The following is a 26,207-nucleotide window of genomic DNA, read 5'->3' on the forward strand; positions in this document are numbered from 1 at the left end:
TTAAACCCCTTGTTTCAAACTGGCTTGGATAAACTCATCCAGATCGCCGTCGAGGACTTTCTGGGTATTGGATATTTCAACGTTGGTGCGCAGATCCTTGATGCGCGACTGATCAAGCACATAGGAGCGGATCTGATGCCCCCAGCCCACATCGGATTTTCCCGCTTCCAGCTTGTCCTGCTCGGCCTGGCGCTTGCGCAACTCGGCTTCGTACATGCGCGACTTGAGCATCGACATCGCTTCGGCACGGTTCTTGTGCTGCGAACGGTCGTTCTGGCACTGCACCACGATACCGGTCGGAATATGCGTAATACGCACCGCAGAATCGGTTTTGTTGATGTGCTGGCCACCGGCACCGCTGGCGCGGTAGGTATCGACACGCAGATCCGCCGGATTGATATCGACCTCGATCGAATCATCCACTTCGGGATACACGAATACGCTGGCAAACGAGGTATGACGGCCGCCGGACGAATCGAACGGCGATTTGCGCACCAGCCGGTGCACCCCGGTCTCGGTACGCAGGAAGCCGTAGGCGTATTCGCCATCCACCTTGATACTGGCGGATTTCACCCCGGCCACGTCACCATCGGAGACTTCCAGCACCTCGGTCTTGAAGCCCTTGCGTTCGCAATAGCGCAAATACTGGCGCAGCAGCATCGACGCCCAGTCGCAAGCCTCAGTACCGCCGGCACCAGACTGGATATCAATAAAGCAGTTGTTGGGGTCCATCGGGTTGGCGAACATGCGGCGGAATTCCATGCCTTCGACGGTTTTTTCCAGCGCCGCAACGTCTTCGCCGACGGCTTCCAGCGTGTCGTCGTCGTTTTCTTCACGCGCCATGTCGAACAGGTCGCGGCCATCGCGCAAGCCCTGATCGAGGCTTTGCAGCGTCAACACCACGTTTTCCAGGAATTTCTTTTCGCGCCCCAGTTCCTGCGCGCGTTTCGGGTCGTTCCAGATCGCCGGATCCTCGGCGAGAACGTTGACTTCTTCCAGGCGATTCGACTTGGAGTCGAAGTCAAAGATACCTCCGAAGTTCTACGGTACGTTGAGCCAAGTCGGTCAACAGGGAATCAATCTGATTAAGGCGTTCGGCTTCCATGATAAGGGGCAATATGCTTAAAACCGTGAATTATAACATCGTCATGGCCTTTACTTCACGCGTAGAATACCGACTTTGCTCTTCGTCACCGTTAAAACCATGAAAAAAACCGACCTCTATAAAAATCTGGGACTCAAAGTCAACAGCCAAATGAAGCAAGCCGATACGCCCGGACGTTTCGCGGCAGAGGCTGCCGCCCTGCCCGACCGCCGCGAACAGCGCAAACTCAACCAGGCCCAGGGTCTGATTCCGTTCGCCGTCAAACTCAATGTGAACCTGGTCGCGCAATTACACGAACTGGCCAAAACCCGGAACATCGGCATCAATGAACTTACCGCCGAATTACTTCGAACTGCATTGTCACGGTAATGCGTTAACCGTGCCCGCACGGCTGTTCTCTTGCAAAATTCCGGAATTAAGTATTTAATTTAATTGTCATATTGGGATATCGCTAAAAAGAAGCTCAAGAATGAGAACGCATTACCCAGAACGGCAATCACCGACAAACTCTGCTGTTTGGATATGGCGATCGTCCTCCAACATACCTAATCAAGACGAAATTAGAGGGTGCTGCCATGCTTGATACCGATGAGATCAGCTTACAGGCTGCGCTAAAGCAGTTGAAGCAAGCCATTTACAATCATGAGTTGTGGCACAAGGATCTCACCCGCACCATCATCGGCCGCCTGCCCTGCGATCAGCGCGATGTAGCCAAGGATGCTCACCGTCACTGCTGCCTGGGACTATGGTTTTATCAGCAAGCTCCGACGACCCTGCGTGACCACCCGGCATTCGCCCCATTGAGAAACTCGCACCGGCACCTGCATGAACTCGCCGCGCAATTGCTGACAAAACTGACCACGGAAACGTCCATCACCCTGGCCGACTACGACGAATTCAATACCGGCCTCGACCAGTTCCGCCTCGAAGTCAAAACGCTGGAACGCGAGATAGAAGGCATACTCTACAACCACGATCCGCTGACCGGCGCCGAAACCCAGCTTGCGATGGCGACCGAGCTCAACAAACTGGCGGAACAGGTGCAGCAGAATATACAGACCTGCTCTATCGCCATCATGAATCTCGACCATCTGAAACACCTCAACGATACCTATGGCCATGACACCGGCGACCGGGCGCTTTCAGTGGCGGTACGTTATGTGGTGGAACAGTTGCGGCCCTATGACCGGGTATTCCGCTATAATCACGAAAAGTTCCTGATCTCGATGCCGGGCACCGATTTGCAGACGAGTTACCGGGTAATCGAGCGCATACGCCAGAAACTGCACGCGATCGCCGTCGCTTATGAAGGTCCACAGCCGATTTTCATCACTGCCTCGTTCGGACTTGCGCTGCTGGAAGCGAACATCAGCCCGGAACAATGCATCCATCACGCTGATCAGGCCATGTATGCGGCAAAATCCGCCGGGCGCAACTGCACGCGCATCTGGGATGCCGCCATCGACGACGACTAAAAGCCCAGCGGACACGCACCTCCGGCACAGGTGAGGGACAACCGCTCTTACATCTCGCGCAGCGTCACCAGCGGCGGCACCCGACTGATACCCCACAGCCCCAATACACCGGCAATCGCCACACCCGCGCCGCCCGCCCCCGTTGCAATCAACCACAGCAGCGGATCGAAATGATAAGGCAACTTGAATACCTCGCTGCTCAATCCCCAGCCGATGGCACTTGCCCCCGCAGCCGCCAGCAACCCTGCCAGCAGGCCTATCGCGGCGAATTCGGTGACCTGCGCCAGCCACAATTGCCGCCGTTGCGCACCGAGCACGCGCCACAGTGCGGTTTCCTGCGCACGCTCATCGCGGGTAGCAGCGAGCGCGGCGTATAACACCACCAGACCGGAAGCGAGACTGAAGACGAATACAAACTGCACCGCTGCCGACACCCGATCCAGCATATCCTGCACCGTCTGCATGATGGCCGAGACGTCGATCACGGTCAGATTGGGATAGGCCCTGACCATGTCGTTCAGCAGCGCGACTTTCGAGGCAGGCAGATAGAAACTGGTGATATAGCTGGCGGCAGTATGCTGCAACAGCGCTGCATTGGCGACCACGAAAAAATTCACCTTGAAGCTGTCCCAGTTAACCTTGCGCAAGCTGGTAATCCGTGCGGAAACCGGCGTCCCGCCCACGTCGAAACGCAAGGTATCGCCGAGCTTGAGATGCAGCCTGTCCGCGATCCCCTGTTCTACCGAAAATTGCGCAGAAGGGTGGGCCCCATGCCAGCCCTTGCCCGCAACAAAAACGGTGTCGGGATTCAGTTCGTCGGCGTAGGACAGATTGAATTCGCGGTCCAGCAGGCGCTGGGTTTGCTGATCGGCATAGCTGGCACTGTTCACCTCATGCCCGTTAATCGCCGTTAGCCGTCCGCGTATCATCGGATACAATCCGACCTCCAGATCGCGCTGACGCAAAAACGCCTGCAAAGGCGCCACCTGATCCGGTTGAATATTGATCACGAAACGATTCGGCGCCGTGGCAGGCAGCGTAGCGTGCCAATTGTCCAGCAGATCGCCGCGCACCACGGTCAGCAACAGCAATGCCAGCATGCCCAGCGTAAACGCCGAAATCTGGATGACGCTGCCGCCTGCACGGCGCCGCAGGTTGAGCAGCCCCTGCCGCCAGCTGCCATGACTGTACGCGCCCAGCCAACCCGCAGCCAGGACCAGCAACCACGACAATGCCACCGTCACCAGCAGTGTCACCGCCAGCCCCGCCAGCACCATGAGCGTCAGCTGTACATCACGCACCTGCCACAACAGCAATGCCGCCATCGCCCCCACTCCGGCCAGATAACTTGCCGCACCCAGCGCATCGAATGCTGCCGCATCGCGCCGCAGGATACGCAATGCCGGCGTATGCCGGAGCATGAACAGTGTCGGCAGACTGAAACCCGCCAGCAGCACCAGTCCTGCCAGCGCCGCCTGCACAAACGGCAATATCGCCGCCGGCGGCAGCTCAAGGTGCGCGAGCTTGCCCAGCATGGCCGCCAGCACCGCCTGTCCGGCATAACCCAGCACTACGCCGGCCACAGCGGCCAGCAGGCCCAGAGCGGCGATCTGCAACACATACAAAGTCACAATGGTGCGCTGACTGGCACCGAAACAGCGCAGCAGCGCGCATGCATCCAGATGACGGCGCAGGAAATGCCGGGTCGACAATAACACTGCCGTAGCTGCAAGCAGCACTGCCAGCAGTACCGCCAACCCCAGATAACGCTCTGCCTTGTCCAGCACATCGCGGATTTCCGGCCGGGCATCGCGCACGCTCAGCAAACGTTGCCCGCGTGCAAGATGCGCTGCGAGCACAGCACGATAATTATCGACGGCGCTGCCGCTGCCTGCTATCAGCAAGCGGTAATTGACCCGGCTGCCAAGCGTGACCAGCCCGGTAGCTGCCACATCAGTCTGATTCATCAGCAAACGCGGCGCGAGATTAAAAAAATCGCCGCCGCGGTCGGGCTCATTGGTCAGGATCGCTGTTACCTTGAGCTGGCTGTAACCGATCTGGATCATGTCGCCCGGCTTGAGCTGCAAGGCATTCGCCAGCCGTGCTTCGAGCCATACCGTGCCCGGACGCGGCACGGCCTGAACCGGATGATCGGCAGCCGATGCGCTGTCGGCGATGCGCAATGTGCCGCGCAACGGGTAAGTGCTGGTCACCGCTTTGATCTCGGCAAGCTGGCTCGCGTTCGCCGTACTCACCATACTGGGAAATTGCATGGTTTGGGCAGTAAGCAAGTTGCGCCGCTGCGCTTCGGCCTGCAATACAGGAGCAGGCGCATGATCCGACGCCAGTACCAGATCCGCGCCGAGCAAGCGGTTACTCTCCTGACTCAGCGCCAGCTGCATGCGTGCGGTAAAGGCATTGACCGAAGCCAGCCCCGCCACCGCGATCAGCACCGCCAGCACCAGCACGCGCAACTCACCCGCACGCCATTCGCGTAACAGCATACGCAGCGCGAGCGTTACGATATTCATGTCCGGCTTTCCAGATGCCCGGCACGCAATGCCAGACGCCGGCCGCAACTAGCGGCAAGCTGATCGTCATGCGTCACCAGCACCAGCGTCGTGCCCTGCTCACGATTGAGTTCGAACAGCAATTCGATCACCCTCGCACCGGTTTCCGAATCCAGATTGCCGGTAGGCTCGTCCGCCAGCAGTAACGCCGGATTCACTGCAAACGCACGGGCAATGGCGACACGCTGCTGCTCGCCGCCCGACAATTGCTGGGCGCGGTGCTGCTGGCGATCGACCAGCCCGACCCGCTCCAGCCAGTACTGTGCACGCTTGCGCGCATCGGCTACCGCATTCAGTTCCAGCGGCAACATCACATTCTCCACGGCGGTCAGCATCGGCAATAACTGAAACGACTGGAATACGAAGCCGATCAGCTCGCCGCGCAATCTGGCACGACCGTCCTCGTCCATCGCCGCGAGCGATTGTCCCGCCAGCCATACTTCGCCCTGGCTGGGCAGGTCCAACCCGGCCAGCAGGCCGAGCAGCGTCGACTTTCCCGATCCGGATGCGCCCACGATGGCAACCGATTCGCCCCGCAGGATGTCGAAACTGGTAGGATGCAGTATCGTCAGCGCAGCGCCATTCAGGGTCACTTGCTTGGCAAGATCGACGACATGCAAAATGGGATTTTGGGCGGGAGTAGTCATGAGCTTAAGAAAGTTTTTACTGTTGTTGTGTTTCATGATATCCGGTACGGCGCACGCTGCACAGGTGATACTGGTATTCGGCGACAGCCTGTCGGCAGGCTACGGCCTCGCCGCCCATCAGGCATGGCCTGATTTGTTGCAACAGCGGCTGGATGCCCGGCAACCCAAAAAATGGCAGGTAATCAACGCCAGTATCAGCGGTGAAACCAGCGCAGGCGGCCTGACCCGTCTGCCTGCTGCATTGGCTCAGTACGAACCCGCTATCGTCATCCTTGCCCTCGGTGCCAACGACGGGCTGCGCGGTTTGCCGCTCACCTCCATGCAGAGCAATCTCGGCGCCATGATCGCAGACATCAAGAAAAATGGCGCGCGTACGCTGCTGGTCGGCACTCGTCTGCCGCCCAATTATGGCATAGCCTATACCGAAAAGTTTCAGCAGTCCTTTGTCGCGCTCGCGCACCAGCACCATGTGGCCTTACTGCCGTCATTGCTGACTGGCATAGAAACCCGGTCGGAGCTGTTCCAGGCCGACGGCCTGCATCCCATCGCAGCAGCAGAAAATCAGGTAGTGGAGAATATTTGGGGGGCATTGCTGCCGCTGTTAACGGCAGCAAGCAGGAAGCATTAGTGCTTGCGCAGAAACGGCAGCATGCGTGCCATGCATCATCACCCTGTACAAAATACTGCTTGAGCACAGTTGCAGTATGTAGCGCAATCAGCGCCAATAAAAATTGGCCGGAGTTTCATGACTTCGGAGTACACTATTAAACAGCAAGTAAAACGGTGGAAAATCATGAGCGTACGGCAAAAGTACGATATTGCAATGCAAGATCCAAACTTGAAGTTCGTAGCATGCATCGACGTTGGCGCCAACCCCTGTATCGTCAAGAGCAGTTTCGACTGAAGCACACTCCTTGAGGTGACCTGGAGGCTGTTATGAAGCTTCAAATCCCTGGCTCCAGGTTTCCGGCCTCCCTGCACACCCGCTTCGCCCTTGGTCTGGGTGCCGTGCTGCTGCCGTTTCTGGTGGCTGCAGCTGTAGGCCAGTTCTATCTGCTGCCACGGCTGATCGAACCGCTCAACGACATCGTACGAGAGCTCACCGAAGAAATGGCACCGATGATGCGCCTGCAGATGGTGCTGCTCCAAGCCACCAAGCCGGTCGACGACTACATGATCCACGGCGATCCAGATGAGCGCCGGCAGTTCGCGCAACAGAGCCGACGGGTGGAGCAGATCTTCAAGGAATCCTCGCCCGAGCAGTTCACGTTGAGCGAAGAACGCTCGTTGATCAAATCCGCGCATGCGGAATGGGAACAGGCTCTGTACCTGGGCGAGCAGTTGCTGCGACTCACCGATCCAGTGGGAAATGCGGAGGCGGCGCACGACATGGAGCGGTTCAATGCACATATCGAGCGGGCCGTGACTATTCTTGATGACGCGCACGATTATTTCCATCAAGTAATTGAACAGGATCGCGCGCAGGCCGATGCCGCCCGCACGAAAGCACTGTGGGTGACTTTTGCTGCTTTCGTATTGGCTACTGCGGTATCCATTTTTGCTGGCATAGCCCTGGCACGTTCCGTCACCAATCCTGTGGACACGTTGCGGCAGGGCACGACAAGTCTGGCAGAAGGCAAGCTGTCGTACCGGGTAGCCATCCATAATAATGACGAGCTGGGTGAGCTGGCCGCGGCTTTCAACGCGATGGCCGAGCGTCTCCAGGCGAATCAGGCAATGCTCGAGGAGTTTGCGACCTGCGATGGTCTTACCAAACTCTACAACCACCGCACATTCTACGTGCTGCTCACCGACGAACTCACGCGTGCGCGACGCTCCGGGCGGCCGGTCTCACTACTGCTGCTCGACATCGATTACTTCAAGCGCGTCAACGATACGCACGGACACCTGGCGGGAGATGCTGTTCTCAAGGTGCTGAGCGAGCTATTGCGCCGCGAGGCACGTGCCATCGACCGCGTGTGCCGCTACGGCGGCGAGGAAATCACTATTATCCTGCCAGAGACCGATCTCGAGGCTGCCGCCAATATCGCCGAACGCCTGCGTGCGACGGTAGAGGCGCAGGCGTTCGATGTCGATATCGACACGCCGCTACACATTACCGTCAGCATCGGGATCGCATCCTGGCCAGCGCACGCGGATAACGCCCAGGCATTGGTCGCGGCTGCAGACACTGCGCTGTACGCGGCCAAGCAGAGTGGCAGAAACCGGATAATTCGCTATGAACCGGCGCTCGGTCAACCGCCGACTCAGGGATGAATGAACACGGGATTGCGCGGCCGCGTTCCGCGTTTCCCAATGGATGCGCTGGTAAACATTGCAACAGCAATGGGTTGCCGTGTGCATCCGCTTGACCGACTCAAATCCGCATGGATCAACACCAGCATGACTTATACAGAATTACTCGCAGCCCTGCAAAATCGCACCCATTATCAACTCATACCCGTACCGGCGGACGATTTTTTAGCTGAAGTCAGCACCATGATATATAACTGGTGCGCCCTCACCAGCCCGCAATCACAGGTGGAACGGACTGCGGTGGTCAATGCACTGGGACCGTTACGGCGACGTTTTATGGCAGGCGAAGGTGCAGCGCAGGATTTCTTGCGTCTGAATCAGATAATAGAAGCCATCGATGCGGTATTTGATAACGCGGCTACTCGGCCTCGACCTTGAGCCATACGCTACGTTGAGTCATACTGGTTTGATTATTGCCGCCGAATAGCTGGCGGCTTTGCCTGTTGGTTGAGGTACCCGCACCACCTATCTGCACCCACTCCCCCAGCCTGGTTTGTACTGTGGTATACAGCCGTTGTACCGCTTGCGTGCCATAAACACCATACTGCGGACTATTTTGCTGCGGACTGATGTCAATGCTGACACGTTCGCCCATGAGGCGTGGTGTCGCATAAAACCCTGATGCCAGATCCTGATACACTGTGGATTCCGTAATCACGGCACCTGTCGAACTCAAATATACGCTGCGCATGGGTATCGGTACAGACACACCGGCACTGATGTAGGCACTGCCGCCATCCATCACCCGCACCATCTGATCTGCGGCATCCTGACTCCGGCGCTGGCGATCCTGCACATTGATATCAACGGAGGAAGTTTGCGGACGCACGGTGCGCGGCCCATGACCGGAATCGAGAACTGGCTGGCTGATACTCGCGCCATTTCCCAGCACCACTGTCCCTGTTGCATTGATCCCGCGCTGCTGGCGGTCCTGTGTCATGCTCTGCCGCACGTAAATCACCAGCTGGCGCGACGCCTGATCCAGCGTCGCCAGCACTTTTTTGATCTCGGCGCGATTGCGATCCGATGCCCGCAATATCAACTGGTCGTTCATGCCCGTCAGCGTAGCGCCCGGTTCCAGCAAGGGCTGCAACACGGGCAATACTTCGCTGACGCTGCGATTTTGCAGCTGTATCACTTCCAGCTCACCAGCCCGGCTTTGCAGCGACAGGCAGACCAGCAATATCCAGCCAAGACGTCTCATTGCGCGAGCGATTCTTTCTCCATTAACAGATAGGTATTATAGGCATTCTGGCGATTAGCCTGCTCAAACGCCGGCAGCCTGGCATATTTGCTCCAGTCGGTATGCGCATAGGCTTCGTCGAACGGCTCCAGATTCGCTACGGCCTGTCCCATCGATTTGCGCAGGAATTCCAGATAATCCCGGGTAAATTCCAGATCTTGCTGCGGTTTGAGCGAGGCGGCGCCATGCCCAGCCACCATCACGCGCGGCTTCAGCGCAATCAGCTTATTCAATGCCGTCAGCCAGGCTTTGCTGTCCGCATCGCCGACAAACGGTACCCGCCCCCGAAACACCAGGTCGCCGGTATAGAGCACGCCGTCTTCCTTCACCAGCATCGCCATATCTTCCGCGGTATGCGCAGGACCGACATAGCGCAACAGGAAATGCACACCGCCCATTTCAAAATCGGTATCGCCATCCAGCCATTTGTCAGCCGGTAACAATTTGGTGTTTTCATCGACCCACGGGAACAAGGTTTCGCGGCGCTGTGTCAGCCGCTCGGCAGCGGCTTCGGAATCCACCGCGCCTTGTCCGTTCTTGTGCGCCCAGGATTCCGCGCCCAGTTCCTTGAATACCTGCAGGCCGTAAAAATGGTCAGCATGATAATGACTGATGATTACGCGTTTGATAGGCAACGGAGTGATTTCACGTATTTTCTTCACCAGTTCCGCCGCCAGCGAAGGCGTTCCCAATGTATCGAACACCAGCACCGAGTCCTTGGTCACCACGAATCCGGCATTCGACATAAAGCCCTGATTTGCCGACGACGCGGCGCCTGCCATTCCTTGCACATAATAACTATGCTTGCCGACCTTGATCGGCACCATGGGTACGCTCACTGCGGCATATTCGCTCGCATGCGCACTACCTAGCCAGAACAGGCACATCATTGCTAATAATTTAATCATTGCTATCTCCCATTTATTGTCCGTTTTAACATTGTAACCGCGACAAGCCGCGCCGGGATATGGTATCTTTCCACCGTATTAAATCGCTCATTACCTCGTGGAGTCCCCTTGATCAAGAAAAATTGGCTAGCGTTCGTTTCTGCATTCATTCTACCGATACTGCTGACATTCTGGTGGTGGGGCGGGTTCAATCACGCTACGATTCAGGAAGTGCAAAGCGAGCCCCTGCATTATGCCTATAGTGAATATTACGGCGATTACGGTAATCTGACAGACGTGCAACAGAAAGTATTCGCTGCGTTGCGTGCACAGCAGATCGAGCCGGGCAACTCGATTACGATACTCTACGCTGACCCGCGTACGACCAAAAAGCACGATCAGCATGCCCGTATCGGCTACCTGATAGCGCCCACCGCGCAAGTCAAGGAGCCGATCAAGACCGATGATTTGCCGTCCAGACAGGTACTGCGCGCGGAAGTACAAGCCAGCATGCTGTTAGCGCCGGGCATGGCTTATCAGGCATTACATGATTATCTGAAACCGATGGGCAAGGATATCCGCATGCCATCGGTGGAAGTCTATACCGCAGGCACTTCCATTAGCCAAATGGGGGTATTGACTGTGGACATCCCTAACTGACACAGACTGAGGCGATGACATTTTTTGCCATATTAGCCGCCCTCCTGCTGGAACACTTCCGACCACTGGCCAAGATCTGGTCAGCCAGACTTGCGCGCCCGCTGCAGTTTCTGGCACATCACCTCAACGCCGGCGCGCACCAGCACGGCATCCTCGCCTGGCTGATTTCGGTCGTGCCGGCGCTCCTTGTCACCGGCACAATCTACTTCATGCTGAGTTCCGCCAGCTTGTGGCTGGCATGGTTCTGGAATATCACCGTACTCTACCTGAGCATCCGTTTTAAATCCTGTACGCTGGCCGCGGAATCCATCAATCGTGCGCTGACCGAAAACGACTTGCCGCGTGCACAAGGCCTGTTTGACGCATGGCGCGGCGGCGAGCGCGTACCCGAATCATCAGCCGGCCTGTTGCGCGCCACGATGGAATCGCTGGTGACCGATGCGCAACAGCACCTGTTCGGCGTGATTTTCTGGTTCGTGCTCCTGGCCCCGCTGGGTCCGGTCGGCGCGGTACTGTATCGTCTGACCTGCATCATCGCCGAGCAATGGCATACCGACACATTGGGCGAATTCGCCCATTTTTCCCAGCGCATGCTGCATATCCTGGACTGGCTGCCGACGCGCATCACTGCACTGAGCTTCGCCATCGCCGGCGATTTCGAAGACGCGGTTTTCTGCTGGCGCAGCCAGGCAGCGGACTGGGCAAACCACAATCAGGGCATCCTGCTCGCCAGCGCAGCTGGCGCCCTGGGCGTTAAACTGGGGCTGCCGCTACAGCACGCCCAGGGCGAAGTCTGGCGGCCCGAACTGGGGCTGGGAGACGAAGCCGACAGCAGCTATCTCAACAGCACCATCAGCCTGATCTGGCGTGCACTCACTATCTGGCTATTGCTGCTGCTGTTGATGGCGCTTGCCAAACAGGCGGGTTAACGCCGCACATGCTGAATTTCATCTGGATAGGTTTTTTTCTCGTTGCCTTCTGCTTCGCCAGCTTCAATTGGCTGGTACTGGGTCACACCGACAGCTACAGCCTGATCATGCAGGCGATATTCGTCGCAGCCAAAGGCGCGTTCGAAATCGCACTCGGCCTGGTCGGCATCATGGCGCTATGGCTGGGCATCATGCGCGTCGGCGAACGCGCCGGTTTTCTGCAAGGCCTGACCTGGCTGATGTCTCCTCTGTTCCGCCGCCTGTTCCCCGACGTGCCGGCCAATCACCCGGCGCTCGGCGCGATCACCATGAACATGGCCGCCAACATGCTGGGGCTGGATAACGCAGCGACGCCCATCGGCATCAAGGCCATGCAGGAACTGCAGACGCTCAACACGGACAAGACCACGGCTTCCGACGCACAAATCCTGTTTATGGTCATCAATGCCTCATCGGTCACCTTGCTGCCGGTCACGATCTTCACTTACCGCGCTCAGGCGGGCGCGCATGACCCTACCGACGTGTTCATCCCCATCCTCATCGCTACCTATTGCTCGACCATGGCCGGTTTGCTGGCTACGGCATTCTTTCAGCGCATCAACTTGCTGGACAAGGTGGTGCTGGGCTATCTGGCTGCCATTAGCGCACTGGTATTCGGACTGGTGGCTTATTTTGCCCGCCTGCCCGCCGACGAAATGGTGCGCCAATCCGGGCTGATCAGCAATTTCCTGCTGTTCGGCTTGATTACCGCTTTCATCGGCGCAGCCGCTTTCAAACGTGTCAACGCCTATGAGGCATTTATCGAAGGCGCCAAGGAAGGGTTTCACACTGCGGTCACCATCATCCCCTATCTCGTTGCCATGCTCGTCGCCATCGCTGTATTTCGGGCCAGCGGTGCGCTAGACCTGGTTCTGAACGGCATTCGCCATGTCGTCGTCATGCTCGGCTGGGATACCCGATTTGTCGATGCACTGCCTACTGCCTTGATGAAACCGCTGTCGGGCAGCGGCTCGCGGGCGATAATGATCGACACCATGCACACTTTTGGCGCCGACTCGTTTGCCGGCAGGCTCGCTGCGGTGATTCAGGGCAGCACTGAAACCACATTTTATGTCCTGGCCGTATACTTCGGCGCGGTCGGCATCCAGCGGGTACGCCATGCGGTCACCTGCGGGTTGATCGCCGATCTGGGCGGGCTGCTCGCTGCCATTGCCGTGACCTACTTATTTTTTGGCTGATCCTTTATGAATGAATACACCACACTGGCCGCCGTGGATCTTGGTTCCAACAGTTTCAAACTCCAGGTCGCCCGCGTTGTAGACGACCAGATTTATCCGCTGGATGCGCTCAAGGAACCGGTGCGTCTGACTGCGGGCATCGGCGCCGACAAACTGCTGGACGATGCCTCCCAGGCCCGCGGGCTGGCCTGTTTGAGCCGTTTTAGCGAGCGCTTGCGCGGCTTGCCACAGGGTGCAGTACGTTGTGTCGGTACCAGCGCGTTGCGCGTCGCAGAAAATTCCGAGGCGTTTTTGCAGCAAGCCGAAGCCATTCTGGGCTACCCCATCGAAATCATTGCCGGTCGCGAAGAAGCCCGGCTGGTCTACATTGGCGTCGCCCACAGCCTGCCCGCTGCCGAACACCCACGCCTCATCATTGACATCGGCGGCGGCTCCACCGAATGCGTGATTGGCGAAGGCATGACGCCGCAATTGATGGAAAGCCTGCATCTGGGCTGCGTCAATTTCACCCAGCGGTTTTTTGCAGACGGACAAATCAACAAAGACAATCTGGCGCAGGCCGAGATCGTGGCGCGTTCCCAGGCGCAGACCATTGCCGCCAGTTACGCCGGCAAATGGCAGGAAGCCGTGGGCTCCAGCGGCACCGCACGGGTAATCAGCGATGTGCTGATTCAGAATGGCTGGGCAGAACACGGCATCACCCGCGCAGGACTCGCGCACCTGCGCGAACACATGATCATGGTCGGCAACCAGAACAAGCTGGACCTTGCCGGCATGAAAGCCGACCGCAAACCGGTATTCGCCGGCGGGGTGGCGGTGATGAGCGGCATCTTTGCGGAATTCGGCATCGAGCAGATGACCATTGCCGACGGCGCATTACGCGAAGGCGTGCTGTACGATCTGCTGGGGCGCTTCCACCATCGCGACATGCGTGCCGCAACGGTCAGCCAGTTCATGCGGCGCTACCACGTTGATCACAAGCAGGCGCGCCGCGTCGCTGACATTGCCTCCCAGCTGTTCAAACAGATCGAACCCGGGCTGGCTGCCGCCCACGAGCTCAAGCCCTATCTGCTGTGGGCTGCGCAATTGCATGAGATCGGCATTTCCATCGCCCATTCCGGTTACCACAAGCATGGCGCTTACATTCTGGCCCATGCCGACATGCCCGGCTTCTCGCAAAAGGATCAGGCGCGTATCGCTACGCTGGTACGCACCCAGCGCGGCGGACTGGACAAGCTCAGCGACACGGCTCCCATCCCGGCGATGCTGCAACCGCTGGTATTGATCCTGCGCCTGGCCGTACTTTTCTGCCGTAGCCGCAGCCCCATCAGTCTCGGCAAGTTCATCTTGAAGCTCAATCCGAACGCGGCACAGATCGAACTCGACGAAAACTGGCTGGGCGCCAATCCGCTCACGGCCACGGCACTGGCCGACGAGAGTCGCGCCTGGAAGCAGGTCGGCTATAAATTCACCGTGCTTGCAATCGCATAACTTACTTAATTCAGGATATTTTACTCATGAATACGACCAGCCAAACAATCAAAGTATGGGATTTTCCTGTACGCCTGTTCCACTGGAGCCTGGTGCTCTGCTTTGCGGTTTCCTGGGCAAGCGCCGACCTGTTTGACGCGATGCAGGTCCATTTCTATGCCGGCTATACCATGCTCGCGCTGGTGCTGTTTCGCATCATCTGGGGATTCGCAGGCAGCACTACAGCGCGTTTTTCGCATTTCCTCACCGGGCTGCGCCCTACGCTCGCTTATGCCGCTACGCTGTTCAAACCGCGGCCGAGCAATTATATCGGGCACAATCCGCTCGGCGGCTGGGCCGTAGTCATCATGCTGGCTTTATTGGCATTCCAGGCCATTACCGGCCTGTTCTCCAATGACGAGCTGCTTGCCAGCGGACCGCTGGCACACTGGGTCAGCGGGGATATGAGCGACACCATTAGCGACATCCACCATGAAGCATTCGATTTCTTGCTGACGGTGGCGGGCATCCATATCGCCGCAGTACTGTTTTACCGCTTTTTCAAACACACTAACCTGATAGCCACGATGATTACCGGGTATAAATCCCTGCCTAACACCCTCCCCACTTCCAGTTTGCGTTTCGGCAGCAACTGGCGTGCACTGGCAATCTTTGCGCTAGTCGCTGCCGGCGTCAGCGCGCTGGTCATTTACAGTTAAAGCAGGACACCATGGCGCTCAAATCCACAATTTTCAAAGCTGCACTCCAGATCGCAAACATGGATCAGCATTATTATCAGGATCATGCCCTGACCATCGCGCGCCACCCGTCGGAAACCGATGAACGCATGATGGTACGTTTGCTGGCCTTTGCACTCCACGCCAACGACGCACTGAATTTCGGCAATGGCATCATCAACGATGACGAACCAGATTTGTGGCACAAGGATTTGACCGGCGCAATCAAAACCTGGATAGATGTCGGCTTGCCGGACGAGAAAATGGTGCGCAAAGCCTGCGGTCGCGCCAATCATGTCATCATTTACAGTTATGGCGGACGTACTGCGGATATGTGGTGGGATCAGGCAAGCGGCAGGCTGGCAAAGATCAAAAACCTGGATGTGTATAACATTCCGCTCGAAACCACGCGCGCGCTCGGCAAACTGGCTGAACGCAACATGCAGCTGAATTTCACATTACAGGAAGGTCATATCTGGCTGGCCAATCAGCATGACTCGGTTGAAGTTGCAGTGACAACAGTTAACGCGCCCCCAAACAAAACCGGCGCATGATTACTGCGCCAGCGCTTTGAGCACCTGGGCAACATCGCCGTGCTGTCCACCGGCAGGCTTGTCTTCAAACTTGTCCACCACCGCCGAAACCAGCAGCGATACCACGGTAGCCAGAACGAACACCAGCGTGTTCCGGGTCATGCCGCGGTTGATGCCCTGTTCATCGAGATAACGCCGTATCCAGAAAGCGGCGGCAAAAAAAGCAAGCGTGGACAGGGCGAAATCGAGCATCGCCTTGCCTTAGTGCGGGATACCGCGGAACTGCTGATGGCAAGCCTTGCAGCTGTCTTCAACGGCATGGAAGTCGTGACGAATCACATCCAGATCGCCTGTTTTGGCCGAGGCAGCCAGTTTTGCCGTCGCATCAACGAATTTCTGCTGCGCCTGCTTGAATTCTACCGGCTTACCCCACACGTCGGGTTTGGCTCGCGTCGGCGAATAATTGCTGTCCGGGGTAAAATATTGCCAGGGCTGGGTGCTCAAAGTCTGCAATGTCAGCGCATGCTGCAAGAACTGGTCTTTATCGTAAGGACGGCGTCCGCGCACCGCCATGCCCATAGGCTCAAAAGACTGCAGGATTTCCTTGAACATCTGCTTGCGCTTGGTAACCGGCTGCCCCTGATGAGTATCCACTTCACTGTGTCCACACGACGCCAGCGTCAAACAGGCAAGCAGCAATAACGGCAGTCTTCTAATCATCATTTTCCTTCAAAATTAATTCATTAGCATTTTATGATGCCACCACTCAACTGACGCCGAGCTGACCGGGAGCATTTTCATAAACCGGGATCAACGCTTGTCTGAATGTTGCACGGTGATGGATAACCGGCATACAATCGGAACGTCCTGTCCCTACCGGACTATCAATTGTCGATTATCTCATGGATTACACCCCCGAATTCCTTGAACGCGCCTTGAAGCGCATGGCCAGCCAGCCGGCTGATAGTGATGGCGCATTAATCAGGCGGATATTCTTTCTGTTAAGACCGCAGAACAGCAGCGATGTGGCGATCGCGTCGCGCCATCTCGCCGACCTGTTAGGCCTCATTGAACGTCACCCTGCCTACGCCGAGGGCTTGCGCGAACATTTGCTGACCCTGCTCAGCCACAAGCGCATCGGCGAGTTATTAATGTCTGCAGGCATCCTGCCCACCCAGAGTTTCGCCAGCGAGCTATCGCGCCGCATCCGCTATAAGCTGTTGCCGCCATTGTCTCAGGCCGATTCGCTGCGCGACTGGCTGGATAACACGCTGGCAACCGATGATGGCGACTGGATAAGCGGGGTTCCCTCTGAACTGTGGCAACGCCTGCTCATCGCCCTGAAATTCGATCCGGCCCACCCTGCCATTATCGGCCTGGCTCAAAAATACAGGGAAGCCATCAACGGCCTGTCGCATCGCATTGCGGCAGCCGGACTCGAACCGGAGCTACTGGAAACCAATCCCGAATTGCAGCTGCATGCATCGCCCTTCCTGGCGCAGCATGAAGAGATCGCACGGCAAATCCTGAACCTGGGCGCAGCCCCCGATATCGCCCATGCCCAGGTACTCATCACCCAGTGCCGTGATGTGCTGGCACGCATCGGACGCAATGCGGCCCATCAAGGCACCAGCATCGAACTCACCCATGTGCGCGTGCGCCTGCAGCAACAACTGGAACGGCTCGATCTCTTGCTGCGCATACTCAATGCCAGCGAGCTTGATCAATTCAATCTGATCATTACATTATTTGTCAGCCTCAGCGCCAGTTCACGCGAACGTTACAGCGTACGCCGATTGTTGCGCAGCACGACCCAGCAACTTGCCTACCAGATCACTCAGCATGCCGGCCATACCGGTGAGCACTATGTGGCAGAGAACCGTGCCGCGCTCTTCGCCATGTTCCGTTCGGCAGCCGGTGCCGGGGTGATTGTCGCCGGCATGGCCTTGCTCAAGATCCTCATCACCCAGACGCATTTTTTACCGTTACAGGAAGCCGCACTGGTCAGCCTCAACTACGCTTTGGGTTTTGTGCTGATATACATGCTGGGATTGACTATTGCCACCAAACAGCCCGCGATGACCGCGAGCTGGATGGCAAAGACGCTTGCGCAATTACGTTCGGAGTCCAGCCAATTCAAGGCTCTGCGATCATTTGTCGGCCAGGTGTTCCGTAGCCAGCTCATGTCGATCCTGGGTAATTTGATTCTGGCTTTCGCCACTGCGCTTGCGATTATCAGCATGGCGGGATATTTCTGGCATTGGCAACCAATTTCACCGGCCAAAGCCCAAAGTCTGCTTAATGAAGTCTCGCTTATCGCCCCGATGAACTGGCTGTATGCCGCCATCGCTGCAATCGGCCTGTTTTTGTCCGGCGTAGTCAGCGGCTATTACGACAACAAGAACATTTATGAAAAGATCCCGCAACGCCTCGCCATGCTGACATGGCCGCCCCGTATCCTGAGCGGACGCGTATGGCGCGCCATCATCCGTTACATTGAAAATCATCTGGGTTCGCTGGCCGGTAATTTCTTCTTTGGCCTGTATCTGGGGTTGGTGTCCGCATTCGGACATTTATCCGGCCTGCCGCTCGACATCCGGCATATTTCCTTTGGCGCCGCTAATCTGGCCTACGCACTGTTTGCGCTGGACTGGCATATCGGCTGGCTGAACATGCTATGGGGCGGGCTGGGCGTGCTGGCGATAGGCCTCATCAACCTGACGGTCAGTTTTTCACTGGCATTTTATCTGGCATTACGCGCTTCGCGCATGTCGCACCGGGATGCGCGCCGCTGGCTGGGTCATGCGGTAACGGACATGCTGGCCGCACCCTGGCGCTTGATTCTCAGAATGTTTAAATCTTGATATTCAATGAAATGCCCTAAAATTAGCATTGGTTAATGTACAATAACGCAATATTCATTTTTTCAGGAGTGTTCACTATGCCTATCTATGCATACAAATGCGCTGCCTGCGGTTTTGAGCAGGATGTGATGCAAAAAATGGCCGATGCCGAATTAAGCGTCTGCCCGCAATGCAACAAAGACAGCTTCGGCAAACAGCTTACTGCCGCAGGTTTCCAGCTTAAAGGCAACGGCTATTATGCGACCGATTTCAAAAACGGCAGCACCGGTAAGCAGGATGCCGCGCCCTCGCCCGCGTGCGGCACCGGCGCATGCCCGGCCTGCGTATAAATCGCGACGCCATAGCTGATTATTCATGAAACGTTATTTCATCACCGGTCTGCTGATTTGGGTGCCTCTGGGGATCACCATATGGGCGCTCAATCTGATCATTTCGACTCTGGATCAGAGCCTGTTGTTACTGCCCATGCACTGGCGGCCGGAAGCCTGGCTGGGGATGAGAATCCCTGGCCTCGGCGTGATTTTGACGATCGCAGTAATCTTCCTGAGCGGCCTGGTTACAGCGAATATGCTGGGGCAGCGCCTGCTGCAATTCTGGGAAGCCCTGTTATCGCGCATCCCTGTCGTCAAGTCGATTTACTATAGCGTCAAACAGGTATCGGATTCCCTGTTTTCCGGCAACGGCGATGCCTTTCGCAAGGTACTGCTGGTGCGGTATCCGCATCCGCAAGCGTGGTCAATCGCCTTTCAGACCAACCTGCCCGGCGAAGTGGGGCAGCATCTGGATGCCGAACATGTCGCCGTATTTATTCCCACCACCCCCAGCCCGGTAAACGGCTTTTATTTTTTCGTCAAAAAAAGTGAAACCATCGAACTCGATATCAGTGTCGATTCGGCGTTAAAATACATCGTTTCCATGGGCGTGGTCAGTTCACCAGAAAAACCTGCCATTCCTGCTCATTCTTAACATTTATCATTTCCCATATCACCATGCGTACTCATTATTGCGGCTCGGTTAACCGTGCTCATCTGGATCAAACTATAACTATCACTGGCTGGGCACATCGTCGCCGCGATCACGGCGGAGTCATTTTCATTGACTTGCGTGACCGCGAAGGCATGATCCAGGTCGTATGCGACCCTGATCGGGTGGACACCTTCAAAATCGCCGAAGAAATCCGCAGCGAATACGTGCTGAAAATCACCGGACGCGTGCGCGCACGTCCGAAGGCACCACCAATGCCAATCTGGCGACCGGCGAAATCGAAGTACTTGCACTGGACATCGAAGTGCTCAATGCTTCGGCGACACCACCGTTCCAGCTGGACGACGAGAACCTGTCTGAAAACGTACGCCTGACCCACCGTTATCTGGATCTGCGTCGTCCGGTCATGCAAGCCAACATGCGCTTGCGCTATCGCGTTTCCAAGACCTTGCGCGATTATCTGGACAGCAACGGCTTCATGGAAATCGAAACGCCGATGCTGACCCGCTCCACCCCGGAAGGTGCGCGCGACTATCTGGTGCCGTCACGGGTTCATGCCGGACAATTCTACGCATTGCCGCAATCGCCCCAGCTGTTCAAACAGCTGTTGATGGTATCCGGCTTCGATCGCTACTTCCAGATCACCAAATGCTTCCGCGACGAAGACTTGCGCGCCGACCGTCAGCCCGAATTCACCCAGGTCGATATCGAAACCTCGTTCATGTCCGAGGAGCAGATCATGGATCTGGTCGAAGACATGATCCGCCAGATGTTCAAACAGGTAATGGATGTCGATCTGCCGGCACCATTCCCGCGCATGCCGTATTCCGAAGCAATGAACCGCTACGGCTCCGACAAGCCGGACATGCGCGTTGCACTGGAACTGATCGAACTTACCGACCTGATGAAAACCGTCGACTTCAAGGTATTCCGCGGCGCGGCTGACATGGAAAGCGGCCGCGTTGCCGCGATGAACGTACCCGGTGGCGCCAGCCTGTCGCGCAAGGAAATCGACGACTATACCGATTTCGTCAAAATCTACGGCGCCAAAGGTCTAGCCTACATCAAGGTCAACGATGCCAGCCAGGTAACCGAACCCGGCCTGCAATCTCCCATCGTCAAATTCCTGCCGGAAGCCGCATTGACCGAAATCATCAAGCGTACCGGCGCGAAAAACGGCGACCTGATATTCTTCGGCGCGGACAAGGCCAAAATCGTCAACGATGCACTGGGCGCTTTACGCATCAAGGTCGGTCACGCGCACGGCCATGCCGTCAAGGAATGGCGCCCGTTATGGGTCGTCGACTTCCCGATGTTCGAGTACAACGAAGATGAAAAACGCTGGGATGCGCTGCACCATCCGTTCACCGCGCCCAAGATCGGCCACGAGACTCTGCTGGAAACCAACCCCGGCGCCGCGCTGTCGCGCGCCTACGACATGGTCTTGAACGGCTGGGAAGTGGGCGGTGGTTCCGTCCGTATCCACCAGCAGCACGTACAGGATATCGTGTTCCGCGCACTGGGCATCAGCGAAGAGCAGGCGCGCGAAAAATTCGGCTTCCTGCTCGATGCGCTACAATTCGGCGCACCGCCGCACGGCGGCCTGGCATTCGGTCTGGACCGGCTGGTCGCGCTGATGGCCGGTGCCGAATCCATCCGCGATGTCATCGCCTTCCCCAAGACCCAGCGCGCCAACGATCTGATGACGCAAGCGCCAAACAGCGTCGACGAGAAGCAATTGCGCGAACTGCACATCCGTTTGCGCAATCTGGAAATCAACAAGGCTTAAACTGCACGCAGCCGCAAAAAAGCCCAGGTCATGCCTGGGCTTTTTTTTATCAGTGCGGTTAAAATCAAACGACCTGGGGGTCAGGCAAATCCGCAAAACACGTCACGCATCAGACTGATCAGACGCAAAGTGCGCGTATCGCCGACACGGTAATAGACGCGGTTGGCATCCTTGCGCGTGCGCAACACACCCTTATCGCGCAGGATGGCCAGATGCTGGGAAATATTGCTCTGTGAGGTGCCGACATTATCCACGATATCCTGCACACTGACTTCACGATCCCCGAGCACACATAAAATCTTGAGTCTGAGCGGATGAGACATTGCTTTCATTGCACGCGAGGCTTGCTCGATATGCTCGTCTTTGTCGATTAAATCAACGTGTTCAAGATTAAGTGGGGATTCGGACATCGTTAACCAGGATAATTACATGACGATATTATTATAATGCATCACAGCCTAAAATATACTAAAATCACCGCAACCACAAAGAATATAATCCTACAGCTAATCCGCGTACAGCGCACAGAAAGAACACCGCCGTGACCCCAGCATTATTGATCATTCTTGATGGTTTCGGTTGCCGTAAATGCAACACCGACAACGCCATCGCTCAAGCCAATAAACCCAATTGGGACCGCTACTGGAAACAATACCCGCATACCCTGATACAGGCATCAGAATCGGCGGTTGGTCTGCCTTCCGGGCAAATGGGCAATTCGGAAGTAGGGCATCTGAATATCGGTGCGGGACGTGTGGTATATCAGGAATTTACCCGTATCGATCTGGCCATCAAGGAAGGATCCTTCTTCACCAATCCCGCACTCAAGCACACGATTGAAGTTGCCAAACAAAATGACAAGGCCCTGCATATTCTGGGCCTGCTCTCCGATGGCGGCGTACACAGCCATGAACGTCATATCCATGCCATACTGGAAATGGCAGCCAATGAAGGCTTGAAAAAAGTCTATGTGCATATCTTCCTGGATGGGCGCGATACCGCGCCGAAGAGTGCTGACGTTTTCATCGCCAATCTGCAGGCCAGAATCGACGAATTGCACACCGGCCGGATCGGCTCGATGATCGGGCGCTACTACGCCATGGACCGGGACAGTCGCTGGCAGCGCGTGAAAGCGGCTTATGACCTCATCACCCAGGGCAAAGGCGAATTCAGCGCGCCAGATGCGATGACCGGGCTCGATATGGCCTATGCCCGCGGCGAAACCGACGAATTCATCAAGGCGACCAGTATCGTTCCGCCCGGTACCTCGCCCATCCGCGTAGAGGACGGCGACAGCATGGTATTCATGAATTTCCGTTCGGATCGCGCGCGGCAGATTTCCCGTACATTCATCGAACCGGATTTCAACGAATTCGAACGCGAATATCAACCCAAGCTGGCTGATTTCTGCACGCTGACCGGGTACAGCGACGAATTCAACGTCTCTGTCGCCTTCCCGCCCGAGCGCATCCGCAACGGCTTTGGCGAATACATCGCACAACTGGGATTAAAACAGCTGCGTATCGCCGAGACTGAAAAATACCCGCATGTCACGTTTTTCTTCAATGGCGGCGAAGAAACTGTCTATGAAGGGGAAGAACGCATCATGGTGGCCTCGCCGGATGTCGCCACTTATGACATGAAACCGGAAATGAGCGCTTTTGAACTGACCGACAGATTAGTGGAATCCATAGAGCGCCGCCAGTTCGATGCCATCATCTGCAATTACGCGAATGCGGACATGGTCGGACATACCGGCAATCTGGAAGCGGCGATCAAGGCTATCGAAGCGCTGGACCAATGTCTGGGACGGGTTATTCCGGCGATGCTGGCGACGGGTGGCGAAATCCTGATTACCGCCGATCACGGCAATGCCGAACTCATGCTGGATGAATCCACGCGTCAAGCCTACACTGCCCATACCACCAATCTGGTTCCGCTGCTGTATATCGGCAACCGCAGTGCATCACTGGCTGACAACGGTGCGCTGGAAGACATCAGCCCAACACTGCTCAATATCATGGATGTGGCGCAACCTGCTGAAATGACAGGCCAGTCACTAATTACGTTCGAGTGAATCCACGCCACCTCATTGTCGGTATGGCATTCGCGCTGCACTTGCTCAGCGTGAATGCTTACGGCGCACAAGATGCAGCCGAGCTAGCCACAATACGCTCCAAGATTCAGCAATTGCGCGAGCAGAATCATGTGGCCGAAACCAATCGCAACCGGGCGGCAGATGCGCTGAAGCAATCCGAACGGGCCATCAGCGATGCCAACCGTACCCTGTTCGAGCTGAATCAGCAGCGCAATGACACCGAACTCGCGCTGACACAACTGCGCAACCGCAGCCAAACCACGCATAACGCCATAGACCGGCAGCAGCAGGAATTGATGAAGCTTATCCGGCAACAGTATTTTTCCGGACAATCCGACACCGCAAAACTGCTGATGAACGGCGGCAATCCCAATCAGATGGCGCGCAACCTGACTTACTTCAGCTACATCAGCCGTGCTCGCAATCAGCTGATCAGCGCATTGCAACAGAATCTCAATCAACTGGATCAGCTCACGCAGGCACAGCAACAGCAACAAGCGCGGCTGGATCAGATTCGTCAGCAGCATCAGCAACAACGGCAAGTATTACAGCAACAACGCCAGATAAAACAGCAAGTCGTACAGCAGCTCGGTTCCGAAATCCAGCAACAGCGCCAGCAAATCGCCACGCTGGAACAGAATGAAAAACGCATCACCAAACTGATGCAGGATCTGGCGAGGGCAATAGCAAAAAGAAAGGCCAGAGAAGCCGCCGAGGCGCGCAAAGCAAGGCCCATTGCACCTCATGGCGGCCCGGTCAGACAGCTGGCTCAACCCTTTACGCCGGATACTGGTCTGGGGCGCCTCAAAGGCCGCCTGATTATGCCGACCCGGGGGGAACTTATCCACCGCTTCGGCACTCCACGTGAACAGGGTGGAACTTTGTGGAAAGGCTTATTCATCAAAGCCCCCGCCGGCCAACCGGTTCATAGCGTCGCCAACGGACAAGTCGTCTTTGCCGACTGGCTACGCGGCTTCGGCAACCTGATTATCATCGATCACGGCGGCGGTTATATGAGTCTGTACAGCAATAATGAAACCCTGTATAAACAGGTTGGTAGTAGCGTCAAAGCTGGCGATACTATCGCCAGCGTAGGTAACACCGGCGGGAATAGCGAGACGGGTTTATATTTCGAATTACGCTACCAAAGTCAAGCATTTGACCCCAGTAATTGGTTAGCGAGGTAAACAAGGATGCCAGTAATGCGTAACAAACTACAAAAAATAAGTTTAGTCGGGTCCGGTATTGTCATCGGCGTCGCACTCTCGCTAAACCTGCCTGCCATCGCCGATCGCGAAGCAACCCAACCCTTGCCGCTCGATGAACTGCGTGCATTTACCGAGGTCTTCGGCAAAATCAAAAGCGATTACGTCGAACCTGTCGGAGACAAAAAACTCATCGATTCGGCGATCAACGGCATGTTATCCGGACTCGACCCCCACTCCGCCTACATGGATGCAGATGCCTTCAAGGATCTGCAAGTCGGCACCCAGGGTGAATTCGGCGGATTGGGCATAGAAGTCGGCATGGAAGACGGCTTTGTCAAGGTCGTCTCGCCCATAGAAGACACGCCGGCCCAGAAAGCCGGGCTGAAAAGCGGCGACCTCATCATCAAACTCGACGACACCCCGGTCAAAGGCCTGACGATTAACGATGCCGTGAAACGCATGCGCGGCAAACCCAACACGCCCATTACCTTGACCATCATACGCAAGGGCGTCAGCAAGCCTTTTACCGTCACCCTGATTCGCGCCGTTATCAAAGTCAAGAGCGTGAAATACAAATTGGTTGAACCCAACTTCGGTTACATTCGCATCACGCAGTTCCAGGAACACACCGGCGAAAATATGGTTCAAGCCATAGACGCCTTGCAAAAGGAAAACAAAGGTGCACTGAAAGGCGTAGTGCTGGATCTGCGCAACGACCCGGGTGGCCTGCTCAATGGCGCGGTGGGCGTATCCGCTGCATTTCTTAAACCCGATAGCCTCGTGGTATATACCGATGGCCGTGCAGAAGATTCCAAAATGAAACTGACCGCCTCGCCCGATTTCTACTTGCGCGGCAATCAGGCTGACTACCTCAAGAACTTGCCGGCCTGGGTAAAAACCGTGCCTATGGTGGTGCTCGTCAATGCCGGCTCGGCTTCCGCTTCGGAAATTGTCGCAGGTGCGTTACAGGACCATAAACGTGCCATCGTGCTTGGCACCCAGTCCTTCGGCAAGGGCTCGGTACAGACGATACTGCCATTGGGCAACGGCACTGGCATCAAATTGACCACTGCGCGTTATTTCACACCTAGCGGGCGTTCGATTCAGAACAAAGGTATCACGCCGGATATCATTGTCGAGGAAGGCAAAGTCGTTGGCAGCGATCAACAGGATGGATTCGGCGTACGCGAAGCCGATCTGGAAAATCATCTGAGCAACCCGAATAGCCCGGCCGATACGGGTACTCTCGTTCCGCCGAAAATTGTCGCCCCGCAAAAAACCGATGACAAATCCGGCAAACCGGCCAAAGGCAACAAACTGGAACCAGGCGAAATTGTTTCCAAGGATGATTTCCAGCTCAATCAGGCACTCAGCTTGTTAAAGGGGATCAACATCCTTAAGAATGCTGACGCATCGACGAAAGCCGTTGAAAGCAGCACTGCAAAACAGTAACC

The 26,207-nt window shown here is 56.4% G+C and carries 25 protein-coding genes and 1 pseudogene; 18 read left to right on the forward strand and 8 right to left on the reverse strand.

All coding sequences use genetic code 11. The features are described from left to right. Positions 1-1,105 (reverse strand): peptide chain release factor 2 gene (gene prfB, locus CAP31_RS10885; RefSeq protein WP_157662734.1). Its coding sequence is split into 2 segments (ribosomal slippage): positions 1-1,023 and positions 1,025-1,105, totalling 1,104 coding nucleotides; the frame shifts between segments, so codons are not numbered across the junction. Positions 1,106-1,204: 99 nt separating this feature from the next. Here prfB and CAP31_RS10890 point away from each other — a divergent pair. Beyond that, positions 1,205-1,474, forward strand: coding sequence for a hypothetical protein (locus tag CAP31_RS10890; protein WP_087447555.1), 270 nt, complete (start codon positions 1,205-1,207; stop codon positions 1,472-1,474). A gap of 206 nt (positions 1,475-1,680) precedes the next feature. Further along, positions 1,681-2,580 carry a diguanylate cyclase domain-containing protein gene (locus CAP31_RS10895; protein ID WP_087447556.1) on the forward strand — a complete coding sequence of 300 codons (900 nt, stop codon included), beginning with the start codon at positions 1,681-1,683 and terminating at the stop codon, positions 2,578-2,580. Positions 2,581-2,627: 47 nt separating this feature from the next. Here CAP31_RS10895 and CAP31_RS10900 read toward each other — a convergent pair whose 3' ends face one another. Beyond that, positions 2,628-5,111, reverse strand: a complete 2,484-nt coding sequence (locus CAP31_RS10900; RefSeq protein ID WP_087447557.1) for an ABC transporter permease — start codon at positions 5,109-5,111, stop codon at positions 2,628-2,630. Then, a complete protein-coding gene (locus tag CAP31_RS10905) occupies positions 5,108-5,797 on the reverse strand; it encodes an ABC transporter ATP-binding protein (protein ID WP_087447558.1) in 690 nt (229 codons plus the stop codon). The genes CAP31_RS10900 and CAP31_RS10905 overlap by 4 nt, the downstream gene beginning before the upstream one ends. On the opposite strand from CAP31_RS10905, the gene CAP31_RS10910 reads away from it, so the two are divergent. The 3 genes from CAP31_RS10910 (at position 5,796) to CAP31_RS10920 (ending at position 8,491) form a co-directional block, all read left to right on the forward strand. Continuing rightward, entirely contained in the window at positions 5,796-6,425 is a 630-nt protein-coding gene (locus CAP31_RS10910) for an arylesterase (protein ID WP_087447559.1), read from the forward strand. The genes CAP31_RS10905 and CAP31_RS10910 overlap by 2 nt on opposite strands. A 308-nt stretch (positions 6,426-6,733) precedes the next feature. Next, positions 6,734-8,074, forward strand: a complete 1,341-nt coding sequence (locus CAP31_RS10915; RefSeq protein ID WP_087447560.1) for a GGDEF domain-containing protein — start codon at positions 6,734-6,736, stop codon at positions 8,072-8,074. Further along, positions 8,075-8,491 (forward strand): hypothetical protein, encoded by a 417-nt coding sequence (locus CAP31_RS10920; protein ID WP_087447561.1) that lies wholly within the window; start codon positions 8,075-8,077, stop codon positions 8,489-8,491. Here CAP31_RS10920 and CAP31_RS10925 read toward each other — a convergent pair. Further along, positions 8,472-9,317, reverse strand: a complete 846-nt coding sequence (locus CAP31_RS10925; RefSeq protein ID WP_087447562.1) for a secretin N-terminal domain-containing protein — start codon at positions 9,315-9,317, stop codon at positions 8,472-8,474. The two genes, CAP31_RS10920 and CAP31_RS10925, sit on opposite strands and share 20 nt — an antisense overlap. After that, complete coding sequence (locus CAP31_RS10930; protein WP_087447563.1) at positions 9,314-10,264, reverse strand: MBL fold metallo-hydrolase; 951 nt, start codon at positions 10,262-10,264, stop codon at positions 9,314-9,316. The genes CAP31_RS10925 and CAP31_RS10930 overlap by 4 nt, the downstream gene beginning before the upstream one ends. 108 nt (positions 10,265-10,372) lie before the next feature. Here CAP31_RS10930 and CAP31_RS10935 point away from each other — a divergent pair, with 108 nt between their 5' ends. From CAP31_RS10935 to CAP31_RS10960, 6 genes are read left to right on the forward strand one after another with little or no spacing between them, the layout of a single operon-like run. Next, a complete protein-coding gene (locus tag CAP31_RS10935; RefSeq protein WP_087447564.1) occupies positions 10,373-10,903 on the forward strand; it encodes a GyrI-like domain-containing protein in 531 nt (176 codons plus the stop codon). A 14-nt stretch (positions 10,904-10,917) separates the two neighbouring features. Continuing rightward, positions 10,918-11,832, forward strand: a complete 915-nt coding sequence (locus CAP31_RS10940) for a CobD/CbiB family protein (protein ID WP_087447565.1) — start codon at positions 10,918-10,920, stop codon at positions 11,830-11,832. Between the two features lie 8 nt (positions 11,833-11,840). Continuing rightward, entirely contained in the window at positions 11,841-13,070 is a 1,230-nt protein-coding gene (locus CAP31_RS10945; RefSeq protein ID WP_087447566.1) for a nucleoside recognition domain-containing protein, read from the forward strand. Positions 13,071-13,076: 6 nt separating this feature from the next. Continuing rightward, the gene (gene ppx / locus CAP31_RS10950) at positions 13,077-14,561 is read left to right on the forward strand and encodes an exopolyphosphatase (protein ID WP_087447567.1); all 1,485 of its coding nucleotides are present in this window, start codon (positions 13,077-13,079) and stop codon (positions 14,559-14,561) included. A 26-nt stretch (positions 14,562-14,587) separates the two neighbouring features. Then, entirely contained in the window at positions 14,588-15,259 is a 672-nt protein-coding gene (locus tag CAP31_RS10955; protein WP_087447568.1) for a cytochrome b/b6 domain-containing protein, read from the forward strand. 11 nt (positions 15,260-15,270) lie between these two features. Beyond that, a complete protein-coding gene (locus CAP31_RS10960) occupies positions 15,271-15,831 on the forward strand; it encodes a YaeQ family protein (RefSeq protein WP_087447569.1) in 561 nt (186 codons plus the stop codon). On the opposite strand, the gene CAP31_RS10965 is transcribed toward CAP31_RS10960, so the two are convergent. After that, positions 15,832-16,062: a hypothetical protein gene (locus CAP31_RS10965; protein WP_087447570.1), complete on the reverse strand. Its 231-nt coding sequence runs from the start codon at positions 16,060-16,062 to the stop codon at positions 15,832-15,834. A 9-nt stretch (positions 16,063-16,071) separates the two neighbouring features. Further along, positions 16,072-16,533 carry a cytochrome c gene (locus tag CAP31_RS10970; RefSeq protein ID WP_087447571.1) on the reverse strand — a complete coding sequence of 154 codons (462 nt, stop codon included), beginning with the start codon at positions 16,531-16,533 and terminating at the stop codon, positions 16,072-16,074. Positions 16,534-16,712: 179 nt separating this feature from the next. On the opposite strand from CAP31_RS10970, the gene CAP31_RS10975 reads away from it, so the two are divergent. From CAP31_RS10975 to aspS, 4 genes and pseudogenes are all read left to right on the forward strand, one after another. Then, positions 16,713-18,674 (forward strand): site-specific recombinase, encoded by a 1,962-nt coding sequence (locus tag CAP31_RS10975; protein ID WP_087447572.1) that lies wholly within the window; start codon positions 16,713-16,715, stop codon positions 18,672-18,674. A 77-nt stretch (positions 18,675-18,751) separates the two neighbouring features. Next, entirely contained in the window at positions 18,752-19,003 is a 252-nt protein-coding gene (locus tag CAP31_RS10980; RefSeq protein ID WP_087447573.1) for an FmdB family zinc ribbon protein, read from the forward strand. A gap of 25 nt (positions 19,004-19,028) precedes the next feature. After that, positions 19,029-19,640 (forward strand): DUF502 domain-containing protein, encoded by a 612-nt coding sequence (locus CAP31_RS10985; protein WP_087447574.1) that lies wholly within the window; start codon positions 19,029-19,031, stop codon positions 19,638-19,640. 23 nt (positions 19,641-19,663) lie between these two features. Beyond that, positions 19,664-21,447: pseudogene (gene aspS, locus CAP31_RS10990) on the forward strand (aspartate--tRNA ligase). Positions 21,448-21,527: 80 nt separating this feature from the next. Here the strand turns inward: aspS and CAP31_RS10995 are convergent. Further along, positions 21,528-21,857, reverse strand: a complete 330-nt coding sequence (locus CAP31_RS10995; RefSeq protein ID WP_087447575.1) for a helix-turn-helix transcriptional regulator — start codon at positions 21,855-21,857, stop codon at positions 21,528-21,530. Positions 21,858-21,988: 131 nt separating this feature from the next. Between CAP31_RS10995 and gpmI the strand changes: the two genes are divergently transcribed. The 3 genes from gpmI to CAP31_RS11010 are packed head-to-tail and all read left to right on the forward strand — an operon-like array spanning position 21,989 to position 26,205. After that, complete coding sequence (gene gpmI / locus CAP31_RS11000; protein ID WP_087447576.1) at positions 21,989-23,524, forward strand: 2,3-bisphosphoglycerate-independent phosphoglycerate mutase; 1,536 nt, start codon at positions 21,989-21,991, stop codon at positions 23,522-23,524. Continuing rightward, positions 23,521-24,732 carry a murein hydrolase activator EnvC gene (locus CAP31_RS11005; protein ID WP_157662735.1) on the forward strand — a complete coding sequence of 404 codons (1,212 nt, stop codon included), beginning with the start codon at positions 23,521-23,523 and terminating at the stop codon, positions 24,730-24,732. Before gpmI ends, CAP31_RS11005 begins: the two co-directional genes overlap by 4 nt. Before the next feature lie 15 nt (positions 24,733-24,747). After that, the gene (locus CAP31_RS11010; RefSeq protein WP_087447578.1) at positions 24,748-26,205 is read left to right on the forward strand and encodes a S41 family peptidase; all 1,458 of its coding nucleotides are present in this window, start codon (positions 24,748-24,750) and stop codon (positions 26,203-26,205) included. The last annotated feature ends 2 nt before the right edge of the window (positions 26,206-26,207 follow it).

Source organism: Sulfuriferula sp. AH1 (assembly GCF_002162035.1).
Lineage (GTDB): Bacteria > Pseudomonadota > Gammaproteobacteria > Burkholderiales > Sulfuriferulaceae > Sulfuriferula.